This is a genomic window from Aeromonas sp. SG16 (assembly GCF_024436135.1).
Classification (GTDB): Bacteria; Pseudomonadota; Gammaproteobacteria; order Enterobacterales; family Aeromonadaceae; genus Aeromonas; species Aeromonas jandaei.
Genome location: NZ_JANFNW010000001.1, coordinates 579,480 through 599,265, shown reverse-complemented (window position 1 = coordinate 599,265; position 19,786 = coordinate 579,480). Strand labels below are relative to the sequence as shown.

Genomic DNA, 19,786 nt, shown 5'->3' with positions numbered 1-19,786 from the left:
CTGGAACCGCGCGAGTGGATGGAGTGGCTACCACCCGTACATTTTTTTAGACACAAAAAATGGCTGACAAGAGGAGCTTGTCAGCCATTTGAAACCATCAAGCAGCAGGGAGGCTAGCGACTCAGGATTCTGCTTTCACCGCGCGGATCAGAATGTTGCGCGGCGTCATCGGTTTGGCGCAGAACTCCCCCACCTCGACCCGATAACCCTGCTCTTGCAGGAACAAGGCTCTATCGAGGGCAAGCCAGATCTCGAGGGGACGACGAAACAGGTGACGCACCAGCTCCATCCGGGCGACAGCGCCAAAACGCGCCTCCCCTTTGGCCACAAAGGCGTCGTAGTCCAGTCCGCTCGGCAACGCGATCCCCTTGCGCTCGGCAGCCCAGTCGCAAAATGCCGCGAAACTGCCGGTCAGCAGGCTCTTTTGCATATTGGGCACCGGCAGATACTCATCGATCCCGCGCACTTCCCGTTGCAGACAATCAAAGGCGAGCCGCCACACCACCTCCTGCTCACGCAAGCGGGTGATCCGCGCGCCGCCGGTCACCGTCTCCTGCAACGGCAGTTTGAGATCGGCCTTGGCCAGACGCAACGCACTACCCTGAGCGGCTTGAGAGAGAGGACGGTAATCCGGGGTGCGGATCAGATGGTAACAGCAGGGGGAGATGGTCACCCCACGGGCACTGCGCTCGGCCACTTGCGCCAACAGATGAGTATGCAACTCGCCACAGGCGTGCAGCGCCATGGCGTGGTGCTCGGGCGCAATAAGCTCGGCAGACTCGGGAGCAAAGGCATCGGCGCAGCAGAAGGTCATGGTGGCGCCATCCCGCTCAGCCAGCTGACGACCCTCTTCACAGAGCTGCTCTTGCAATTCGAGGCTCAAGACCGACGCGTGACGATGACGTGATACCAGTCGCCCAAGATGCCCCTTGCCGGCACACCACTCCAGATAGGGCCCCTGATGCACAGGCAAGCAGGCAGTGAAGGCCTCGATTTGAGCCTGCTTGCGCCCCGGCATATGCAGCGCCATCTCCTTGCTGCAATTGATTGGCTCGGGGGTAAAAGGCTCAAGCTGACTGAGTTGCAGCAACACCTCGCCATCGGAAATCCAGGGGGAGAGCAACGAGCCAAGGGCCGCCATGTCGCCATCAAGTTCAGCCAGTTGCTCCAGCGTGAGAGCAGCGAGCTGTGCCACCAGCTCCGGTGCCTCGTTGGCAAAGGGCATGGTCAGGTGGTGATAGGGCTGATATTGCCACCAGCGCCGATGGCGGATCAGCAGCTGATCCAGTTGTTGAAAGCGTAGCGCCAGCACAGGAGCCTCTATCCGGCAGTCAAAAGGAGGCTCATTCTAGCGATCCCGCTTTAAATTGCACTCTTGCTGCGCAGTAAAGTGCCGTTCAAGGGAGTAGCCTGACCCAGCTAGCTACCCAACCTGACAAAATGCGGGGTTTTATGCTATATTCCGCCCCCTCTTTGATGCGCCCCGCCCGATGCGGGTCGTTTTACTACCAACCAGGGGATCAATAACATGACCATCAACGCCATCCTGCAAGCGCGTGCAGGCGCCAAGTGTGAACTGTGCGGCGCCGAGCAGGCACTGACCGCTTTCGTGGTACCCCACTCCCCCGCCAGCGACGATGATCACAGCGTGGCCATCTGCGATACCTGCCGCGGCCAGCTGGAGCAGCCAGAGACTGTGGTTGTCAACCACTGGCGCTGCCTGGGCGACAGCATGTGGAGCCAGGTGCCGGCCGTTCAGGTCATGGCATGGCGCCAGCTGAAAGCCCTCTCCGCCCAAGGCGAAGTCTGGGCTCAGGACATGCTGGACATGATGTACATGGAAGAAGAGACCAAGGCCTGGGCCGAAGCGGGCATGGCTTCCGAAGATGACGACAGCGTGCCGACCGTAGACTCCAACGGCGCCGTGCTGCAAGAGGGCGACTCCGTCACCCTGATCAAGGATCTGGACGTCAAGGGCGCCGGCTTTACCGCCAAGCGCGGCACCCTGGTCAAGGGCATCCGCCTGACCAACAACCCGCTTCATATCGAAGGCAAGGTCAACGGTGTGCAGATCGTGCTGGTCGCCGCCTACCTGAAAAAGGCGTAATAACGCTCGGCAACTTGTGCCTACGACAATAAAAGGATGGCCAGCCGCCATCCTTTTTTATTTGCCGCCACTTTATGGGCCGCGCTGTTATCAGCTGTACAGAAGTAATTTTCAGCCACCGCCAAGCCACATACTTTCGCCAATACCACATGTTGCAAACCAGCCATACACCTGACCCATATTTGTAGGTTGTGATGTGCAACTATGTGGCTCTCTCCCCTTTTATCCTGCAGCACACCTCCCCAGAGCCCCTGCTGCGCCGGTTTGATTACGCCAACGTATGCACACTTATTGTCACGCTTGCCTTGACCACTATTGGCTGATAACAACAAGGCTTTGCTCGCCTGCCCGTATAGGCTCACAAGCGGAACGCTCTCATCCAACAGGACTCTTATCAGATAGCGGCAATATATTGGTGGCCAAGTTCTTTTTCCTCGATGGCTGGCAAGCTCGTCTCGCAAGGCTGCTCGCGCGGGAAATTGGCTAGAAACAGCTGGGCTATTTTGTGAGCAAGGACAAAAATTGACTAAAAGCAGGTCATGGATACTTGACTTTATATTTTAAAAAAGAAGGGGATACGAGGTAAGGCGATAAGAAAATAACGGTGTAAATAACCCCTCCCCCAATCGATAGAACAGCTCGGAAAAAATTGGCACAAGTGTTGTGCTCGCCAAAAGTAACTCCGTGGACGAACCGGCAATATATCGGGCAGATGACCAATATTGTCCGGTTAAGCACCCCGTTAATTTGTCATCAGTTGTTCAGGCACTGAACATAAGCGATGAATCGCAAGGTAGAAAATGGCGATAACCGGGTAAAAAACAGCCCCGTCACACGCACTGTTGCGACGGGGCCGTCTTGATGGTTTTAGGCGGGAGAGGTCACGCGCCCTTTTTCTGGCGGGCCTTGTGCTCTTCCAGCAGGTTCTCCGGCGGGGGCGGCACCTGCAGGTAGAATCCCTGCATGGTCAACGCCTCCATCACCTTGCCGACATCGGCCAGCCCGAGGGGTTTGGCCGGGTCCAGTTTGGTCATCAGCACCAGCTCGGGACGACCAAAAACCGCCATCAAGGGGGCCGGTACGCGGGAAAAGTCCTCTCTTCTTTCAACAAAAAGGTAGGTCTCGGCTTTTTTGCGACTTTTATAGACTGCACACAACATGGAAATTGATATAATCCGACGAGTTTATTGCCTCTGATGGGGGCAAACTATAACATCAGGAATTGAATAACAATAACGGATTAGCATCTCTGCCTCGGGGAAGATTCATGGTTGAGCGCGATAACGAATTGAAAGGGACCACCTTCACTATTTCTGTGTTGCATATCAGCGATGGCGAGCCAGAGCGGATCCGTCAGTTGTTGGCGGAAAAAGTGGCCCAGGCGCCCTACTTCTTTAATTGCGCACCGCTGGTGATCAATGTTTCCCGACTGGAACAGATCCCCGACTTCGAACAGCTCAAGGAGCTGGTGGAATCGGAAGAGTTTGTGCTGGTCGGCATCACTGGCGCGCGAAGTGAAGAGATGAAGACGGCGGCCAAAGCGGTGGGCCTTGCCGTAATGGCCTCGGGCAAGAGTCGCAAGAGCGATCCCCAACCTGAGCCAGAGCCGGTGGTGGCACCTGCCGCCCCCGTTACGCCCCCTGAGCCGGAGCCGGCCCCCCTCATCCCGACCCGGGTGCATGTGGGCCCGGTGCGCTCCGGCCAGCAGATTTATGCTGCCGGCACCTCGCTTGTGGTGCTGGGTTCCGTCAGTCCGGGGGCCGAAGTGCTCGCCGATGACAGCATTCATATATATGGCACCCTGCGTGGCAGAGCCATAGCCGGAGCCCGCGGCAATACCCGGGCCCGGATCTATTGCCAGCAATTACAGGCCGAGCTGCTCTCCATCGCTGGCACATTCCAGCTCAGCGATGCATTGCCGGCAGGCCTCATCCAGCAACCGGTCCATATCCGGCTGGATAATGAACAACTCCGTATAGACCGTATCAAATAGAGTTACAAGGAAGCGAGAATGGCGCGAATCATAGTCGTTACATCGGGTAAAGGTGGCGTTGGCAAGACCACAACCAGCGCGGCCCTTAGTACCGGTTTAGCCCAGCGTGGCCACAAAACTGTGGTCATCGATTTTGACATCGGTCTGCGAAACCTGGACCTCATCATGGGCTGCGAGCGCCGCGTGGTGTATGACTTCGTCAACGTCATCAACGGTGAGGCCAACCTCAATCAGGCCCTCATCAAGGACAAGCGCAGCGAGAATCTCTATATCCTGCCGGCGTCCCAGACCCGTGACAAAGATGCCCTGACCAAAGAGGGTGTCGAGAAGGTGCTGGAGCAACTGGCCGAGATGAAGTTTGACTACATCGTCTGCGACTCTCCGGCGGGGATCGAAGCGGGCGCCCTGATGGCCCTCTACTTTGCCGACGAGGCGATCGTCACCACCAACCCGGAAGTCTCTTCCGTGCGTGACTCCGACCGGATCCTCGGCATCCTCTCCTCCAAATCCCGCCGTGCCGAGCGTGGTGAAGACCCTATCAAGGAGCACCTGTTGCTGACTCGCTACTGCCCGACCCGCGTCAATCGCGGCGACATGCTGAGCGTGCAGGACGTGCAGGAGATCCTGGCCATCCCGCTGCTCGGGGTGATCCCGGAGTCACAGGCCGTGCTGCGTGCCTCCAACTCGGGCGAGCCGGTCATTCTGGACAAGGAGTCCGATGCCGGTCAGGCCTATGATGATGCGGTTTCCCGTCTGCTCGGTGATACCAAGGAATTTCGTTTTCTGGAAGAAGAAAAGAAGGGCTTCTTTAGCCGACTGTTCGGGAGTTAAACATGTCATTATTGGATTATTTTCGTTCCAACAAGAAACAGAACACCGCACAACTGGCCAAGGAGCGGTTGCAGATCATCGTTGCTCACGAGCGTTCATCCAGAGGGGGGCCGGATTACCTGCCCCAGCTCAAGCAGGATATCCTCGACGTGATCCGTAAATACGTCAACATCGATCCGGACAAGATCACCGTCCAGATGGATCAGAAGAGTGACGAGCTCTCCGTTCTCGAGCTCAACATCACCTTCGCCGATGACAACAAGAAGGGATGAGCTGACGCCATATGCGTGACCCCTTCCCTCAATGAAGACCGGATCCCCTGGCTGGATCCGGTTTTTTATTGCCTCAACCTGGCGAAGCGCCTGCAACCGGCTCGCCAAGGGGTCTGGCGACAGCTAGAATAGCGCCGCCTTCGCTTGCATCGGCCAGCGAGGTTTCTTCTCTTTTTTCTGGAACAGAACTTATGTCCTTGAATGACGAAATGCACAGCGTCGAAGAGCTGCTCGACACCGCCCTTGAACTCTTTATGGAGCTGGCCTCCGACAACCTGCCGGAACAGGAGATCATCCGCTTCAATCAGGAGTTCAACGATCGCGGCCTGCTGGCAGAGACCGATCCGGCCGACGACTGGGAAGCGGATGTGGGTTTTGCCGTGAGTGATGCCGAGTACGCCGAGATCTGGGTTGGCCTTGGCAACGAGCAAGAAGAGTACGAGCACCTGTTTGCCCGCATGCTGCTCTCCCGACGTGTTGACGAGAAGTTCTGCCACATCGAATGGCTGCCCCAATAATTCCGGATCCCGATGATCCGAGCCAGTATGTCTGGGAGTCTGACTCTGACGCCCGGCAGATGGCGCCTGAAACCCCGGCCCCCTCATTGGGTCGCCGGGTGTTGAAGTGGGTTGGCAAGGCCTTGCTGGCCGGGCTTGTCTGCTCGGTCGTCTCCGTCTTGCTGCTGCGCTTTATCGATCCCCCCATGTGGAGCTGGCGCATCGAGCGCGCCCTCTTTCCGCCTGCCAAAGTGGCACAGGTGCGCCATGAGTGGGTGGATCTGGAGTCCATCTCCAAAGAGCTGCAACTGGCGGTGATTGCCGCCGAAGATCAGCGCTTTGCCGAGCACAACGGTTTTGACATGGACGCCATCAATGCGGCGCTCAAGCACAACCAGCACAGCGAGCGGGTACGGGGTGCCAGCACGCTGAGCCAGCAGACCGCCAAGAATCTCTTTATGTGGAGTGATCGCAGCTTCCTGCGCAAAGGGCTGGAGGCCTGGTTTACCCTGCTGATGGAGCTGGGCTGGGACAAATCCCGCATCCTCGAGATGTATCTGAACATCGTGGAGTTTGGCCCGGGTATCTATGGCGCTGAAGCCGCAGCCAACTACTACTTCGGCAAACCGGCCAGCCGGCTGACCCGCTACGAGGCCTCCCTGCTGGCAGCTGCCCTGCCCAATCCCTGGCGCTATCGGGTCAAGCCCCCTTCGCCCTATGTGCAAAAGCGGGCGGTCTGGATCCGCCGCCAGATGGGGCAACTGGGTCAGGTGACCCTCAACCGGGTCTATCAGGCCAATTGATCATCAGGCGCCACCGGATTTTACCGGTGGCTCCTGCCCCGCCTCTGCCGGCTCCTGATTGAGGGGCAGAGAGTGCCACCACCAGCTCTCCCGTCGTCGCTTGATCTGCTGTCGTCTTGTCCGTAACCGCATCGCGTCGCCCCCACGACTATTCACCCGCCACTTAACCATACCCCCGATATGACCTGTTGGACAGGTCGTCCCCCGCGGCGTACTGGTCTGGCCGCCACGGCCAATACTTGTTACAGTAGCGGCCTCGATGTATCTGGAGTGATTTCATGGAACAGCGTACCCCGGATCAGCTGGTCGAATGGGCCTATGATCAGTTTCTTGAGCAGGCCGCCGACATGCTTGCCCCCGAACAAATCGTCGATATCACCCTGGAGTTTGAACAGCGTGGCGCCGTGGAGGCGACCCTGCCCAATGCCGACTGGTCGGCAGAGCTGGGTGAGCCGGTCGATATGGAGCGCTGGGTCGAAGTGTGGGTGGGTCTGCTGGATCATCAGGAGGAGTTCGAGGTGATCTTCGCAACCTTCCTTCTGCCCCGCCTGATCACGGAAAATCAGGTTTATGTGCGCTGGCACCGCCAGCAACAAGCATAAAAAAGGCGCCATTGGCGCCTTTCTTTTTTCTGGCTTCCCATGCTCAGGGCTGCGCTGCGATGGCCTTGGCCAGGCAGCGACGGCACCAGCAGGCACTGGCCGCCGTCATCGGCAAAGTCGGCAACTGACTGCACCAGCACTGCTCGATGGTCATCCCGGCAGAGACGGCGCAATAGGCCGGTTCACCACAGCCCGGACAACAGTGGGTGCTCCTGGTGCCATCCAGCTCGGCCATCACTGCCAACTGGGCATCGCTCTCCATCGCTGACCAGTGACCGATCTCGGTCAGGGTGCGACCGCAACCAAGGCAGAGGCCATCCTTTGCCTTGCACAGCCCGATGCAGGGACTCGGCACTTACTCCTGCTCCCCGCTCTGGGCAGCCGCTCCCGCCTCGGTCAGGGTGATGGCATTGTCTTCAATGACGATCTTGCCCTGCTTGTAGAGGCCACCGATCGCCTTCTTGAAGGTCCCCTTGCTCATGGCAAAAAGCTTGTAAATGAGCTCGGGTTCGCTCTTGTCACCCACTGCCAGACTGCCACCCTGCTTTTTCATCCGGGCCAGAATGCGCTCGCCGGCATCGTCCACCTTGGCCATACCCGGCTTTTGCAGGGTCAGATCCAGCTTGCCATCGTCGCGCACCTGCTTGACCCAAGCGGTCTGCGGACGGCCCGTCATCACCCGGCCAAACACTTCGTTGCGAAACAGCATGCCGGGATACTGGCCGTTGACGATCACCTTGATACCGAGGGGAGAGTGTTCACCGGGCAGAGCGGTCACCTCGTCTCCCGCCTTGAAGGGGGGCTTGGCGGTGCTCAGGAAGCGCTCGAGGCGGCTGGTACCCACCATGCGCCCCTCGTTGTCCAGCATCAGACGCACCAGATAGACGTGACCCACCTGCATCGGCTTGTTCTGCTCGCGGCTTGGCACGAACAGATCCTTTTTCATGCCCCAGTCGAGGAAGGCACCGATCTTGTTGGCGTTAACCACCTTCAGTCCGGCAAACTCGTCCACCATGGCGAAGGGCTTGTCGGTGGTGATGACCGGCTCGCAGTCGGCATCCAGATAGAGGAATACCTGTACGCTCTCCCCCTCCTTGATCCCCTCGGGAAGCTGGCGCTTGGGCAGCAGCAGCTCGCCGTATTCGTCGGCTGCCAGCCAGGCGCCGCGATCTTCGAGTTCAACGACGGTGAGGGTGTTCATCTTGCCAATCTGTATCATGGTGCTCTCTTTTTTCATTACCCGGACGGGCCGGCTGGATCACGGCCCCTATGGCCGCGCATGTTACCCCAAGAGGGGTGATCCGGCCTAGTCCCCTCGCCTCACTCTGACCGGCCGATGGCGATATAATCGCCATTCAACCGTCCCTTTGCTGCAAATACCCCCACATTTAGGTAGACTTCGCGGCTGCTCAAATCCAGAGGAACTGTCGATGAACCCATCCACTCGTACCCGTCATCTCAATCAATGGATCCAGACCCACAGCCAGCAGGCGATGACTTATCCCGCTCTGCACGGCTTTTTGTGTGCCCGTCTGGTCGGGCCGGATGCCCCTGACTGGCAGGCCCCGCTGGCCGGTCTGTTGCCCCATGACGCCGAGCTGGATGAAAAGAGTGGCGAGGCCCTCACCCATCTGATCGCCGAACTGGAAGCGCAGGCAGATGAAGCCCAGCTGGCCCTGCCGAGCCAATGCCGCCTCCCCACCGACAACCCGCAGCAGGTCTTTGAACAGAGCCACCCGCTCGGGCAGTGGTGCTACGGCTTCAGTCAGGGCTTTGCCACCTGGCCCAAGCCGAAGGATTTGAACGACCCGACAACCCAGTACCGTTTCAGCCTGGCCGCCGAGCTGAGCCTGTTTCGCGACAAACAGATGGCGCAGATGCTCTATAGCGCCGCCGCCAGCGAACTCCCCTTTGTCGAGTTCTGCAAACGCCAGCGCCAGAATATGAAGACCGCCCTCAACCAGCTGCTTCAGCTCGATCAGTATCAGGCCGCGCCGAGCGCCGATGTAGCCCTCGACAGCGAGCAGGCCCAGCAGTGGCAACGCTGGTTCGAGCTGGCGGACAACTGCCGGGACCATCAGGCCCGCCTCGGCTGGTTCGAGAAGATCATCGCCGATGCCAACCCGCTGTTTGATGCCAGCTTCTGGCAACAGCTGGGTGGCCATGGCTGGAGCGCGCCGGAAGTGCGCCCCTTGCTGGCGGCCCGCGCCGGACGCGCCGACTGCCTGCTGCGCCTTGGCAAGCTGGACGAAGCCAGGGAAGAGTATCTGGCACTGCTGGCCATCTGCATCCCCGACGAGCTGGGTTGCCGCTACAACCTCTCCTCCCTCTACGCCCTGCAGGGCGACTGGCAGGCGCTGGCTGAATTGCTGGTGCGTTTCGACGAGGCCTCCAGCTGGTTGCTCTACAACCGCGCCCTGATGATGTTTGCCCGCGAAGGGGCGGATGCCGCCCGACCCCATCTGCTTGCCGCCATCAATGCCAACCCGCACGTTCCGGCCTGTCTGCTCGGTCAGCGCAAGTTGCCAAAGCAGGAGCCGATGAGCTGGCAGGCGGGCAGCCGCGATGAGGCAGCCCTCTACACCATGCACACCCGCGAGGCCTGGCTCAAGCAGAGCGCTCTGCTCTGGCTGCGCAAGGGCTGACCACTTCCGGATTAAAATCCCGGCGAACTGACCCGGTTTTTGTCTGATGGCGTGCGTCACCGCACATTTCATCGCAACTGGGTCAGACAAACTCGCTTGAGTTTCGTATCATCAATGTCAAAGTATCAAAAGAAACTGCATCTGATGCAGCCGTCACAGCAGGGTGTAATATGTCAAAAATCATAGCGTTACTCGCTCACTACCCGCCCTATCAGTTGGTACATGCCGCCGAAATGCTACGGGATACCTTCGAGCAGTTTTACGAACAGCGTTACCAGCTGACCGTCCCCCAGTGGCGTCTGATGATGGTGCTCGGCCCCAACTACCCCATCAGCCAGAAAGAGCTGGTCGAGGCGAGCGGCATGGACAAGGTGCGCATCTCCCGCGAAATCCGCCGTCTGGCCGAAAAAGGCATCATCTTCACCGAAAACAGCGAGCAGGATAAGCGCATCAGCCTGGTCTCCCTGACCGATAGCGGCCTCGCCCTGTTCCAGCAGCTCAAGAGCGAAGCGGGCAGCTGGCAGCATACCCTGACCGACTACCTGCCCAGTGAATCCCGCGAGGCGATCCGCCAGCATTTGCACAGCGTCAGCGCGGCCATCGAGCAGCTGCACTCCCTCGACAAGGAGAAATAGGATGGATCTGAAGAAATTTGCCACCATGGACGTCAACATGCTGCTGAGCCTGATCAATATGCAGCTGCGTGATCGTTACGATGATCTGGAAGACCTCTGCAAGGCGCAAGATCTCGATCAGGCGGCTCTGGAAGCGCGGCTGGCCAGCGGTGATTTTCACTACCAGCCAGAGCAAAAACAGTTCAGATAGGGATCGGGATCACAACGTCAGCAGCCACAGTGGCACCGGGGCCAAAACCTGATATGGTCACTCAAACCTCGGCAGTGTGATGAATGGATACATCACACTGTCATACGAAGGCACTACTCTTGCTGCCAGTGAGCAAACCCAAGGATGACCCCATGACGTTGAACCGCGAACATTTCCTGATCACGCTCTGCATGCTGCTGATGATCAGCCTCTTCACCCCGCAGATCCCGCAAAGCGTCGAACAGTGGCTCACTGCGCTGATGGTTGGCTCCCTCGCGGCTGTGGTGTTGATGCTGATACGGGGCTGTCGCCGCTTTATGCTGGAGTAGCCTCAGCACCTGCCAGCGGTTCCCGCACACAGCAAGCTTAAAAAAACAAACGCAGCCTGATGGCTGCGTTGTTGTTTATGGCGGGGCTGATTGCCCTTGCTGGCAAACGGCTTAGATGGCCAGCGTCTCGAGCTGCGCCTTGGCGGCTTCAATCCCCTTGCTCTGGGCATCCGGGCCCATGCCCATCCCCTCGGCGTAGATGAAATCCACCTCCTTGATACCGATGAAGCCCAGCACGGTGCGCATGTAGGGGGTCACCAGATCGGTGGCGCTGCCGACGTGCATGCCGCCGCGGGGGCTGATCACCAGCGCACGGGTGTTCTCCACCAGACCGACCGGGCCGGTTTCGGTGTAACGGAAGGTGACACCGGCACGGGCAACCAGATCGATCCAGTTCTTCAGCTGGGTCGGGATGTTGAAGTTGTACATGGGGGCGGCAATCACCACCAGATCGCTCGCCTTGAGCTCTGCGATCAGCTCGTCGGACTGGGCGATCACCGCCAGCTGACGTTCACTCAGGTTGTCACCACCGCGCAGGCCGGAAGCCAGCTCGCCATCCAGCACCGGCAGGTTGAGGGCCGCCAGATCACGCACGGTGACGGCATCATCCTGATGGTCAGCCAGGAAGCCGTCGATCAGGGCGTTGGATTGGGAATATTGACCCAGGATGCTGGATTTGAGAACGAGGATATTGGCCATGGTGAAACTCCATTTGGTTGTCGGTTGAACAGCTGCGCTGTCGATGGAGGTCACTCTAAACATTGCGCTTCTTTGCTGATAGCGAAAATAGATGCTCAACTTATTCAAAAATTTTGATATTGGTTGATTGGGCGGCAACGGGCGCATCAACCCTTGGCAGAACAAACGATTGCCGCTATGATCCGCCGCACTTTTTTCAGTGACCCGGATCCCATGGCCCACTCGCGCAGCCACTCCCCTTTCGCCGGTGCAGTCTGGATGATGGTGGCAGGCCTCTGTTTCGCCGCCGTCAACAGCCTGAGCCAGTATGCCAGCTTCAAGCTTGGCCTCCCCTCGACCCAGGTTGCCTTTCACCAGTACCTGATCGCCCTGATCTGCCTGCTGCCCTGGCTGGTCCGCCACGGCTTGCGCCAATCCCTGATGACCAACCAGCTGCGCCTGCATCTGTTGCGGGTCGCTCTGGCGGTGATCGGCATCCAGTTCTGGCTCTGGGCGCTGGCCGAGCCCGTGCCCATCTGGCAAGGTATCGCCCTGCTGATGACGTCACCGCTGTTTGCCACACTGGGATCAGCTCTCTTTCTCAAAGAGCAGGTGAGCCGAGCTCGCATCGTGGCTACTCTCTCCGGCTTTGTCGGCGCCATGCTGATCCTCGCCCCCTGGAATGATGATTTCAGCTGGGCCTCTCTGCTGCCGGTGGCGGCGGCGCTGTTCTGGGCAGGCTACTCCCTGCTGGTACGCTATCAGGCGGCGAGCGAATCGTCCCACACCATCGTCGTCTACCTGCTTATTTTCAGCACCCCGTTCAACGCCATGCTGGCGCTGCCGGAGTGGCAGTGGCCAACGGAAAGCCAGTGGCTGCTGGTGGCCGCATCAGGCGTGTTGTCGGCTCTGGCCCAGATGTCCATCGCCCGCGCCTACAGCGTGGCGGAGGCCTCCTTCATCCAGCCCTTTGATTTTGCCAAGCTGCCGATGAACGTACTGGCAGGCTGGCTGGTGTTTGGCTGGGCGCCGCCCGGCCGACTGTGGCTTGGCGCCGCCATCATCATTGGCGCCATCACGTTGCTGACCCATCTGGAGCAGCGCGCCCGACCATCCGTTTCCTGAGGTACGCCATGCGTGCCTCTTTTTTTGCCCGCTATTCGTGCGATAGCGATCATCAACAATGACCAACGACATCAGGAGAGATCGTATGTTTGGAACCGCAACCCGCCCCGGCGCCACCCGTGCCCTGCTGCTGGGCTCCGGCGAACTCGGCAAGGAAGTGGCCATCGAGTTGCAGCGCTTCGGCATCGAAGTGATCGCCGCCGACCGCTATGCCAATGCCCCCGCCATGCAGGTGGCCCATGCCGCCCGGGTGCTGGATATGCTCGATGGCGCCGCCCTGCGCGAGCTGGTCGCCGAGATCAAACCCGACCTCATCATCCCCGAGATCGAGGCCATCGCCACCGATACGCTGGCAGCCCTTGAGCAGGAGGGAGTCAAGGTAGTGCCCAACGCCCGTGCCACCCAACTCACCATGAACCGGGAAGGGATCCGCCGTCTCGCCGCCGAGACCCTGGGCCTGCCAACCTCCCCCTACCGCTTTGCCCAGAGCAAGGATGAGTTTGTCGCCGCCGTCGAGGCCATCGGCCTGCCCTGCGTGGTGAAGCCGGTGATGAGCTCATCCGGCAAGGGACAGAGCGTGCTGCGCGATCTCGCCAAGCTCGATGAGAGCTGGACCTACGCCCAGGAGGGTGGCCGCGCCGGTCGTGGCAAGGTGATCGTCGAGGGCTTCGTTCCCTTCGAGTACGAGATCACCCTGCTCACGGTACGGGCCGTCGATGGCATTCACTTCTGCGAGCCTATCGGCCACCGTCAGGAAGATGGCGACTACCGCGAATCCTGGCAGCCGCAGGTGATGAGCGAACTTGCGCTGGCCCGTTCCAAAGAGGTAGCAGCCAAGGTGGTTGAGGCCCTCGGTGGTTACGGCCTGTTCGGGGTCGAGCTCTTCATCAAGGGCGACGAGGTGTGGTTCAGCGAAGTCTCGCCGCGCCCCCACGATACCGGCATGGTGACCCTGATCTCGCAGGATCTCTCCGAGTTCGCCCTGCATGTGCGCGCCATTCTGGGGCTGCCGGTCGGCACCATCACCCAGTACGGGCCGAGCGCCTCTGCCGTGGTGCTCCGCGAAGGGCACAGTCAGGATATCCGCTATCAGGGGATTGGCGAGGCGCTTGCCAAGGTGCCGGGTGCCCAGCTGCGACTGTTTGGCAAACCGGAGATCGCCGGTCGCCGCCGTCTCGGTGTGGCGCTGGCCCGGGGTGAAGATTGCAGCGAGGCGGTCGAGCAGGCCAAAGCCGTTGCCGCCAGCGTCGAGGTCATTTTCTAAACGCTGTTTTTTCACCGCACCGAAACAAACGTTTGCCGATGTGATCGGGCGCAAGGGGCATGGCAATGCCCCTTTTGCATTTGCTCGTCAGGCTTATAATCCCCTCTTCAAATTTGTCAGGAGTACAAGATGTTAGCTGCCGTGATCTTCGATATGGATGGTGTTCTGATCGACTCGGAACCCTTTTGGCAACGGGCCCAGATCGCCGTGTTCTCCGAACTGGGCCACCCCCACACCGTCGAGGATTGTGAGTCGACCATCGGTGTGCGCATCGATCAGCTGGTCGCCCACTGGTATCGCCTGCGCCCGTGGAGCGGCCCGAGCCAGGACGAGGTGGTGCAGCGCATTCTGGATCGGGTCAACGCCCTGATCCTCTCCGAAGGTCAGGCCAAGGCCGGCGTGCTGGAAGCGCTCGACCTTATCGAAGCGCGCGGCCTGAAAGTGGGTCTGGCGACCTCCTCCCCCTTTGCCATGGTGGAAGCGGTGCTCGGCAAGCTCGGCATTCGCGATCGCTTTATGGCGGTTCACTCCGCCGAGGTGGAGCGTTTCGGCAAACCGCACCCGGATGTCTATATCCACGCCGCCGAGAAGCTGGGGGTTGAGCCGGTACACTGCCTGGCCATCGAAGACAGCTTCACCGGTCTGCTGGCGGCCAAGGCGGCCTCGATGAAGGCGCTGATCGTGCCGGATCCGGCTTTAGTGGGAGACCCGCGTCTGGCTATCGCCAACTACCAGCTAAGCTCGCTGGCCGAACTCAATAGTGAAATGCTGGCCAGCTGGGTCAAGTAAAGGACAAGCTGGCGCTGATCGTTCCCATGTACCCGGCATTGGTGGGTGACCCGCGTCTGCCCATCGCCAACTACCAGCTAAGCTCGCTGGCCGAACTCAATAGTGAAATGCTGGCCAGCTGGGCAAAGTAATCTGCCAGCGACAAACCGTTCGCATCCTTCACGGGGCCGCAGGCATACCTGCCTGCGGCCCCGTTTTTATAGGTGAATAGGTGCCAAAGGATAGATACCCACCTAGCGGCAACAAGAGGAAAACCGGCCGGATGCACAGCCCCCCTCCCGGATGGCCAAATGGCCTTTTTGGCCAGTAAAAACCGCCGTTCAGCCCCTTCCATTACCAACCATTAGTTGGCAATAACAGCTGCAAATCGCCGATTAGAAACCAAATTTCGGGCCATTTTTGCCCCGGCAGTGCCTGCTGATCCCCTTTTCCGATCCTGGTTTGATCCCTGTCATACCTCCTTCATAAACGTGCGCTTGCTCGCGGTTAGCCCGCGCCTGCGCAGCTAGAATCAAGGGAGACAGGCGGCCCGCGGGCCCGAGGAGGTTATCATGATCGAGTACACCAGCAAGCGCATCGTCTGCCCCCACTGCGGCCACCATACCCGGGTCGAGCTGGATGCCAGTCAGGGGGATCAGGAGTTCTACGAAGATTGCATGGCCTGCTGCAATCCGATCCACCTGCGGCTGCATCGGGATGAAGAGCGCGACCGTCTGCAACTCTTCGTGGATGCTGACGACGAGCAGATGTTTTAAGAGCGGCCGGATAGCAAAAGGGGCGTGACTCGCGAGAGTGACGCCCCTTTTCGTTTCGTGGTCAGCGGTAGATGCTGCCCTGCCGCGATTTCGCTCTGGCCCAGAGCGTCTCGTCATCGAGATCGGTCTGGATCAGCTCGATGGGCACCCCGGCATCATTGATCACCGCCACCCGATAATCGTCGATCGGCTCGTAGGGCCCCAGGATCACCTCTTCCCCCTCAATGGCGGCCGCCAGATCATCCACCTTGAAGGCGACGTGAGGCACGGTTCTCAGCAGCTCGTGCAGCGGCGAATCGTCGCTAAAGTAGTGCCACTGAACCCGAAACCGCCCCGGGTTATCCTCGGTATACATCCCCACCTTTTCGCTGTGGATGCCATGGGGCAAGGGCACGGCGCTGGGGATGCCAAAGTGGTGAAAGGTATAGTTCAGACCCGGTTTCATCTGCGCTTTTTCCTGATATCAGGCCATTCGGCTGGCCAGTACCCGCTCCACCGTATCGACGATGGCCTGGGTCTGGGGATCGATCTCGATATTGGTCGGCCAGCCGGCGCGCACCCAGCCGAGGTTGGTGCGAGCCAGCGTCTCGGGGATCAGGTGAACGCAGAACTCCCGCTCGCGCACCTCGCCGATGGTCAGGCTGATGCCGTCAATGCCGATATACCCCTTGGTCAGCACATATTTCATCAGCTCGGGGGCGAGGCGATACCACACCTGACGGTTGTTGGGGGTGTCGATCACCGAGGTCACTTCCGCCATGCCGATAATGTGGCCGGACATGGCGTGACCGCCGATCTCGTCGCCAAAGCGGGCGGCCCGCTCCACGTTGACCTTGTCCCCCACTTGCAGCTTGCCGAGGTTGGTCAGGCGCAGGGTCTCCTGCATCAGATCGAAGCTGACCAGATCCCCTGCAATCCGGGTCACGGTGAGACAGCAGCCGTTGTGAGCCACCGAGGCCCCAAGAGCCAATCCCTCGCCCCACTCCCGGCTGGGCATGCGGATCACGTGGGTACGAAATGAAGCACTCTCTTCGATGGCGACCAGCTCGGCCACACCTTGCACAATTCCGGTAAACATCATCACCTCTTTGTTTCTGGTAACACGCTCTGTTTTTTATCGCGGCCTGTGGCCGCTTCTTTTACACAATCCGCTTTTTACACAATTCGTTTCATACACACTGTCACACCTGCTCCGGCGCCTCTGACAGCCCCTGCACGCGAGTCCGGCGCTGGGAATGGATGACCACTATGCCAGCCAGCACGATGAGCAGACACCCCGCCATACTACTGAGGGTCGGCATTTCACCAAACATCAAATAGCCGCAGAGGGTAGAAAAAAAGATCTGGAAATAGAAGAAGGGCGCCAGAGTTGAGGCCTGCGCATACTGCATCGCCTTGATAAGGCAATATTGGGAGAGCAGGGTCACCACCGGCAGCGCCAGCAGATAGGGCCAGTCGGCAAGCGCAGGGAAGCGCCACAGTGCAGGCTGCCAGCAGAGCGTCACCATTGCCACCATCCCCAGCATGAAGCAGGTGACGATCAGGATATCGAGGGTGGTCAGACGTGGATCCACCAGCTTGGTGATGAGGTTGTAGCCGGTGTTGGCCAGCACGATGACCAGTGGCAGCAGGTAGTAGAGGTTCGCGTCCCCCCCGTCGGGATGGGTCACCACCAGCACGCCAAACAGCCCCAACAGCACGGCCGCCACCTTGGCCCGGGTCAGACGCTCCCTGAAAAAGATGACACCGGCCACCACAAAGGCCAGCGAACCGAGCTGGCAGATGATGGTGTAGACGTTGAGCGGCACATGGGCCAGCGCAATCACCGAGACCAGTGCACAGACCAGAAACAGCAGCGAGCGCAGCAACAGCCAGCGATCCACCGCCAGCAGCGCCGACACGGTGCGCCTTGGCAACAACAGCAGCAGACCGAGGAAAGGAACAAAGAAGCGAAACCAGACCATCTCCATCACGGAGTAGCCATGGAGTACCAGATATTTGTCCGCGCCATCCTTGAGCGTCAGGGCTAGAAGAGCAAACAGCGTCAGGAAGATCGCCAGTGAATTGCGCGAAGAGAGCAGCATCAAAGAGGCCGAAACAGGAAAAGGGGGTAACCAAACTAACGGGCTTGCCGCAAATTACAACCGCGAGACTGACAAAATGGGAGCAAAACCGCTATATTTGCTCGCCTTTTTACTTTCAAGGAAGCAAATCATGATGGTTTATGAGTGCTGTGAAGCGATCCGTATCGCCTATAACCAGATTGGCTCCGGCGAGCAGGGCTATGTGCCGAAGGCCATCGCCGCCACTATCCGCGCCCTCAATGCGGTCGCCGCCGATGAGCGGGTGCCCGCCGAACTGCGTGAACAGGCCGCCTATGCGGCAGCCAACCTGCTGATCAGCGATCACGAAGACGCCTGATCCCGCTGCCGGGGCGGCAACTATTTCGTCCTGGATGAATTTCAGGCTAAAATGCCTCCCCCACCCTTTGCATGCCCGTCCGGGTGTGCAAAGGCTCTTCCCGATTTCCGCTCTTTACTCTATCTATCTGATCCACTCGGAGGTGTCAGTGCAACGTTATTGGTCCGAGGCGAAGCAGCTCGTCCGTCTAGCCAGCCCCATACTGGTCGCCCAGGTCGCCCAGGTCGCCATGAACTTCGTCGATACCGTGATGGCGGGTCAGGTGAGTGCGGTCGATCTGGCCGCCGTGTCGGTGGCCTCCAGCTTCTGGCTACCGGTGATCTTGCTGGTGCAGGGGATCATCATGGCGCTCACCCCCATCGTTTCCCAGCTCAACGGCGCCCGCAAGCGGGATCAAATCCGCCCGGCCGTCCATCAGGGCTTCTGGCTGGCACTCATCGTCACCCCGCTGGCAATGATTGCGCTCTATTACAGCCCGCTGGCGCTGCAGTTCATGGATGTGGAGCCGGTGATGGCGGCCAAGACCACCGGCTACCTGCACGCCATCCTGTGGGGCCTGCCCGCCTTCGTGATGTTCCAGGTGCTGCGCAACTTCAGCGAGGGGCTCTCCCACACCATGCCCACCATGGTGATCGGCTTTGTCGGGCTGGCGGTCAATATTCCCGCCAACTACATCTTCATCCACGGTCACTTCGGCATGCCAAAACTCGGCGGGGTCGGCTGTGGCGTCGCTACCGCCATCGTGCTGTGGGCCATGCTGCTGGCGATGATCCTCTATGTGAAGCTCTCCCGTCACTTCACCGAGATCCGTCTCTTCTCTCAACTGACGCGCCCCAACGGCAGCCGGATCTGGCGCCTGTTTCGCTTGGGGTTTCCCATCGCCATGGCCATCTTCTGCGAGGTGACCCTGTTTACCGTGGTGGCCCTGATGCTGGCCCCCTTCGGGGCCGAGACGGTGGCGAGCCACCAGATTGCGCTGAACTTCTCCAGTCTGGTCTTTATGCTGCCCCTCTCCATCGGGGTGGGTGTCACCATCCGGGTTGGCCACAGCATCGGCGAGGGTCAGCCTCATCACGCCCGGGTGGCAGCCCGCACCGGCCTACTGCTTGGGATGGGCATTGCCGCCCTCACCGCAGCGCTGACGGTGCTACTGCGCGAGCAGATTGCTTCCATCTATACCGATGATCAGCAGGTGATTGCACTGGCCGCCCTGCTGCTCTTCTTTGCCGCTGTCTATCAGATCTCCGACTCGGTGCAGGTGGTCGCGGCGGCTGCACTGCGCGGTTACAAGGATACCCAGGCGATCTTCTACGTCACCATCGTCGCCTATTGGGGACTGGGGCTGCCGACCGGCATGATCCTGGGACTCACCGACTGGGTGGTACCGCGGATGGGGCCGCAGGGCTTCTGGATTGGCTTTATCGTCGGCCTTACCAGTGCCGCGCTGATGTTGGGGGCTCGCCTGCGCCATATCTATGGCCGCTTCGCGACGCCGGAGGCGTGCACCACCCTGTCGCGGGCCCAGTAAAAGCGGCAACTCGCCTGCAAAATCAACAGGCTGCGCAAGAACTGGGCAAACAGTCTCCTTTGTGCATATGGCCTGTTGACAGCCTTGGGGGGCATGGGTAGTATGCCGACCACGCCAGCAATGCTGGCGTAGTGAAGTGGGTTTATAGCTCAGTTGGTTAGAGCACTACCTTGACATGGTAGGGGTCGTTGGTTCGAATCCAATTAAACCCACCACTTTTCTGTGATGCGTCCTTAGCTCAGATGGTTAGAGCACCACCTTGACATGGTGGGGGTCGGTGGTTCGAATCCACTAGGACGCACCATCACAGATTGCTGTTATG

27 protein-coding genes and 2 tRNA genes are annotated in these 19,786 nt (G+C 59.6%); 19 read left to right on the top strand and 10 right to left on the bottom strand.

Annotated elements, in window-relative coordinates:
* Positions 1-121 precede the first annotated feature (121 nt).
* Positions 122-1,312, bottom strand: coding sequence for a methyltransferase (locus NOM67_RS02770; RefSeq protein ID WP_255933627.1), 1,191 nt, complete (start codon positions 1,310-1,312; stop codon positions 122-124).
* A 216-nt stretch (positions 1,313-1,528) separates the two neighbouring features.
* Here NOM67_RS02770 and NOM67_RS02765 point away from each other — a divergent pair, with 216 nt between their 5' ends.
* On the top strand, positions 1,529-2,107 hold the full coding sequence (locus NOM67_RS02765) for an alkylphosphonate utilization protein (RefSeq protein ID WP_041207866.1): 579 nt from the start codon (positions 1,529-1,531) through the stop codon (positions 2,105-2,107).
* 20 nt (positions 2,108-2,127) lie between these two features.
* Here NOM67_RS02765 and NOM67_RS02760 read toward each other — a convergent pair whose 3' ends face one another.
* On the bottom strand, positions 2,128-2,490 hold the full coding sequence (locus NOM67_RS02760) for a hypothetical protein (protein WP_255933626.1): 363 nt from the start codon (positions 2,488-2,490) through the stop codon (positions 2,128-2,130).
* A gap of 498 nt (positions 2,491-2,988) precedes the next feature.
* Complete coding sequence (locus NOM67_RS02755; protein ID WP_041207867.1) at positions 2,989-3,267, bottom strand: YcgL domain-containing protein; 279 nt, start codon at positions 3,265-3,267, stop codon at positions 2,989-2,991.
* 107 nt (positions 3,268-3,374) lie between these two features.
* Here NOM67_RS02755 and minC point away from each other — a divergent pair, with 107 nt between their 5' ends.
* From minC to mtgA, 5 genes are all read left to right on the top strand, one after another.
* Positions 3,375-4,100 carry a septum site-determining protein MinC gene (minC, locus tag NOM67_RS02750; RefSeq protein ID WP_033112498.1) on the top strand — a complete coding sequence of 242 codons (726 nt, stop codon included), beginning with the start codon at positions 3,375-3,377 and terminating at the stop codon, positions 4,098-4,100.
* Positions 4,101-4,118: 18 nt separating this feature from the next.
* A complete protein-coding gene (gene minD / locus NOM67_RS02745; protein ID WP_033112499.1) occupies positions 4,119-4,931 on the top strand; it encodes a septum site-determining protein MinD in 813 nt (270 codons plus the stop codon).
* Between the two features lie 2 nt (positions 4,932-4,933).
* Positions 4,934-5,203: a cell division topological specificity factor MinE gene (gene minE / locus NOM67_RS02740; protein WP_033112500.1), complete on the top strand. Its 270-nt coding sequence runs from the start codon at positions 4,934-4,936 to the stop codon at positions 5,201-5,203.
* Positions 5,204-5,394: 191 nt separating this feature from the next.
* Positions 5,395-5,721, top strand: a complete 327-nt coding sequence (locus tag NOM67_RS02735; protein ID WP_033112501.1) for an HI1450 family dsDNA-mimic protein — start codon at positions 5,395-5,397, stop codon at positions 5,719-5,721.
* Entirely contained in the window at positions 5,706-6,503 is a 798-nt protein-coding gene (gene mtgA, locus NOM67_RS02730; protein ID WP_041207869.1) for a monofunctional biosynthetic peptidoglycan transglycosylase, read from the top strand. Before NOM67_RS02735 ends, mtgA begins: the two co-directional genes overlap by 16 nt.
* 3 nt (positions 6,504-6,506) lie before the next feature.
* On the opposite strand, the gene NOM67_RS02725 is transcribed toward mtgA, so the two are convergent.
* The gene (locus NOM67_RS02725; protein ID WP_255933624.1) at positions 6,507-6,635 is read right to left on the bottom strand and encodes a hypothetical protein; all 129 of its coding nucleotides are present in this window, start codon (positions 6,633-6,635) and stop codon (positions 6,507-6,509) included.
* A 146-nt stretch (positions 6,636-6,781) separates the two neighbouring features.
* Between NOM67_RS02725 and NOM67_RS02720 the strand changes: the two genes are divergently transcribed.
* Positions 6,782-7,105 (top strand): HI1450 family dsDNA-mimic protein, encoded by a 324-nt coding sequence (locus NOM67_RS02720; RefSeq protein ID WP_041207870.1) that lies wholly within the window; start codon positions 6,782-6,784, stop codon positions 7,103-7,105.
* A gap of 43 nt (positions 7,106-7,148) precedes the next feature.
* Here the strand turns inward: NOM67_RS02720 and NOM67_RS02715 are convergent, their stop codons facing one another.
* On the bottom strand, positions 7,149-7,460 hold the full coding sequence (locus NOM67_RS02715) for a DUF1289 domain-containing protein (RefSeq protein ID WP_182927893.1): 312 nt from the start codon (positions 7,458-7,460) through the stop codon (positions 7,149-7,151).
* Entirely contained in the window at positions 7,461-8,342 is an 882-nt protein-coding gene (locus NOM67_RS02710; protein ID WP_033112505.1) for a S1 RNA-binding domain-containing protein, read from the bottom strand.
* 193 nt (positions 8,343-8,535) lie between these two features.
* Here NOM67_RS02710 and NOM67_RS02705 point away from each other — a divergent pair, with 193 nt between their 5' ends.
* The 4 genes from NOM67_RS02705 (at position 8,536) to NOM67_RS02690 (ending at position 10,904) form a co-directional block, all read left to right on the top strand.
* Positions 8,536-9,750: a UPF0149 family protein gene (locus NOM67_RS02705; protein WP_255933623.1), complete on the top strand. Its 1,215-nt coding sequence runs from the start codon at positions 8,536-8,538 to the stop codon at positions 9,748-9,750.
* Positions 9,751-9,920: 170 nt separating this feature from the next.
* The gene (locus NOM67_RS02700; RefSeq protein WP_033112507.1) at positions 9,921-10,385 is read left to right on the top strand and encodes a MarR family winged helix-turn-helix transcriptional regulator; all 465 of its coding nucleotides are present in this window, start codon (positions 9,921-9,923) and stop codon (positions 10,383-10,385) included.
* A gap of 1 nt (position 10,386) precedes the next feature.
* Entirely contained in the window at positions 10,387-10,575 is a 189-nt protein-coding gene (locus NOM67_RS02695; RefSeq protein ID WP_041207874.1) for a DUF4250 domain-containing protein, read from the top strand.
* 152 nt (positions 10,576-10,727) lie between these two features.
* Complete coding sequence (locus tag NOM67_RS02690) at positions 10,728-10,904, top strand: hypothetical protein (RefSeq protein WP_164536729.1); 177 nt, start codon at positions 10,728-10,730, stop codon at positions 10,902-10,904.
* Positions 10,905-11,015: 111 nt separating this feature from the next.
* Here the strand turns inward: NOM67_RS02690 and NOM67_RS02685 are convergent, their stop codons facing one another.
* Positions 11,016-11,603, bottom strand: a complete 588-nt coding sequence (locus NOM67_RS02685; RefSeq protein ID WP_041207875.1) for an FMN-dependent NADH-azoreductase — start codon at positions 11,601-11,603, stop codon at positions 11,016-11,018.
* A 213-nt stretch (positions 11,604-11,816) separates the two neighbouring features.
* Between NOM67_RS02685 and NOM67_RS02680 the strand changes: the two genes are divergently transcribed.
* The 4 genes from NOM67_RS02680 (at position 11,817) to NOM67_RS02665 (ending at position 15,515) form a co-directional block, all read left to right on the top strand.
* A complete protein-coding gene (locus NOM67_RS02680) occupies positions 11,817-12,707 on the top strand; it encodes a DMT family transporter (RefSeq protein ID WP_255935109.1) in 891 nt (296 codons plus the stop codon).
* An 85-nt stretch (positions 12,708-12,792) separates the two neighbouring features.
* Positions 12,793-13,971 (top strand): formate-dependent phosphoribosylglycinamide formyltransferase, encoded by a 1,179-nt coding sequence (gene purT / locus NOM67_RS02675; protein ID WP_255933621.1) that lies wholly within the window; start codon positions 12,793-12,795, stop codon positions 13,969-13,971.
* 129 nt (positions 13,972-14,100) lie between these two features.
* Complete coding sequence (hxpB, locus tag NOM67_RS02670; RefSeq protein ID WP_041207878.1) at positions 14,101-14,760, top strand: hexitol phosphatase HxpB; 660 nt, start codon at positions 14,101-14,103, stop codon at positions 14,758-14,760.
* A 551-nt stretch (positions 14,761-15,311) separates the two neighbouring features.
* Positions 15,312-15,515: a CPXCG motif-containing cysteine-rich protein gene (locus NOM67_RS02665; protein WP_033112514.1), complete on the top strand. Its 204-nt coding sequence runs from the start codon at positions 15,312-15,314 to the stop codon at positions 15,513-15,515.
* Positions 15,516-15,576: 61 nt separating this feature from the next.
* On the opposite strand, the gene NOM67_RS02660 is transcribed toward NOM67_RS02665, so the two are convergent.
* The 3 genes from NOM67_RS02660 to NOM67_RS02650 all read right to left on the bottom strand — a co-directional run bounded on the left by NOM67_RS02660 (position 15,577) and on the right by NOM67_RS02650 (position 17,599).
* Positions 15,577-15,960, bottom strand: coding sequence for a VOC family protein (locus NOM67_RS02660; RefSeq protein WP_124929378.1), 384 nt, complete (start codon positions 15,958-15,960; stop codon positions 15,577-15,579).
* Positions 15,961-15,978: 18 nt separating this feature from the next.
* Complete coding sequence (locus NOM67_RS02655) at positions 15,979-16,593, bottom strand: riboflavin synthase (RefSeq protein ID WP_041207881.1); 615 nt, start codon at positions 16,591-16,593, stop codon at positions 15,979-15,981.
* Between the two features lie 103 nt (positions 16,594-16,696).
* Positions 16,697-17,599, bottom strand: a complete 903-nt coding sequence (locus NOM67_RS02650; RefSeq protein ID WP_255933620.1) for a DMT family transporter — start codon at positions 17,597-17,599, stop codon at positions 16,697-16,699.
* Between the two features lie 130 nt (positions 17,600-17,729).
* Between NOM67_RS02650 and NOM67_RS02645 the strand changes: the two genes are divergently transcribed.
* The 4 genes from NOM67_RS02645 (at position 17,730) to NOM67_RS02630 (ending at position 19,768) form a co-directional block, all read left to right on the top strand.
* The gene (locus NOM67_RS02645; protein ID WP_005352334.1) at positions 17,730-17,936 is read left to right on the top strand and encodes a YaeP family protein; all 207 of its coding nucleotides are present in this window, start codon (positions 17,730-17,732) and stop codon (positions 17,934-17,936) included.
* A 148-nt stretch (positions 17,937-18,084) separates the two neighbouring features.
* Entirely contained in the window at positions 18,085-19,464 is a 1,380-nt protein-coding gene (locus NOM67_RS02640) for an MATE family efflux transporter (RefSeq protein WP_255933618.1), read from the top strand.
* A 138-nt stretch (positions 19,465-19,602) separates the two neighbouring features.
* Positions 19,603-19,679: transfer RNA gene (locus NOM67_RS02635), tRNA-Val, on the top strand.
* 12 nt (positions 19,680-19,691) lie between these two features.
* Positions 19,692-19,768: transfer RNA gene (locus NOM67_RS02630), tRNA-Val, on the top strand.
* The last annotated feature ends 18 nt before the right edge of the window (positions 19,769-19,786 follow it).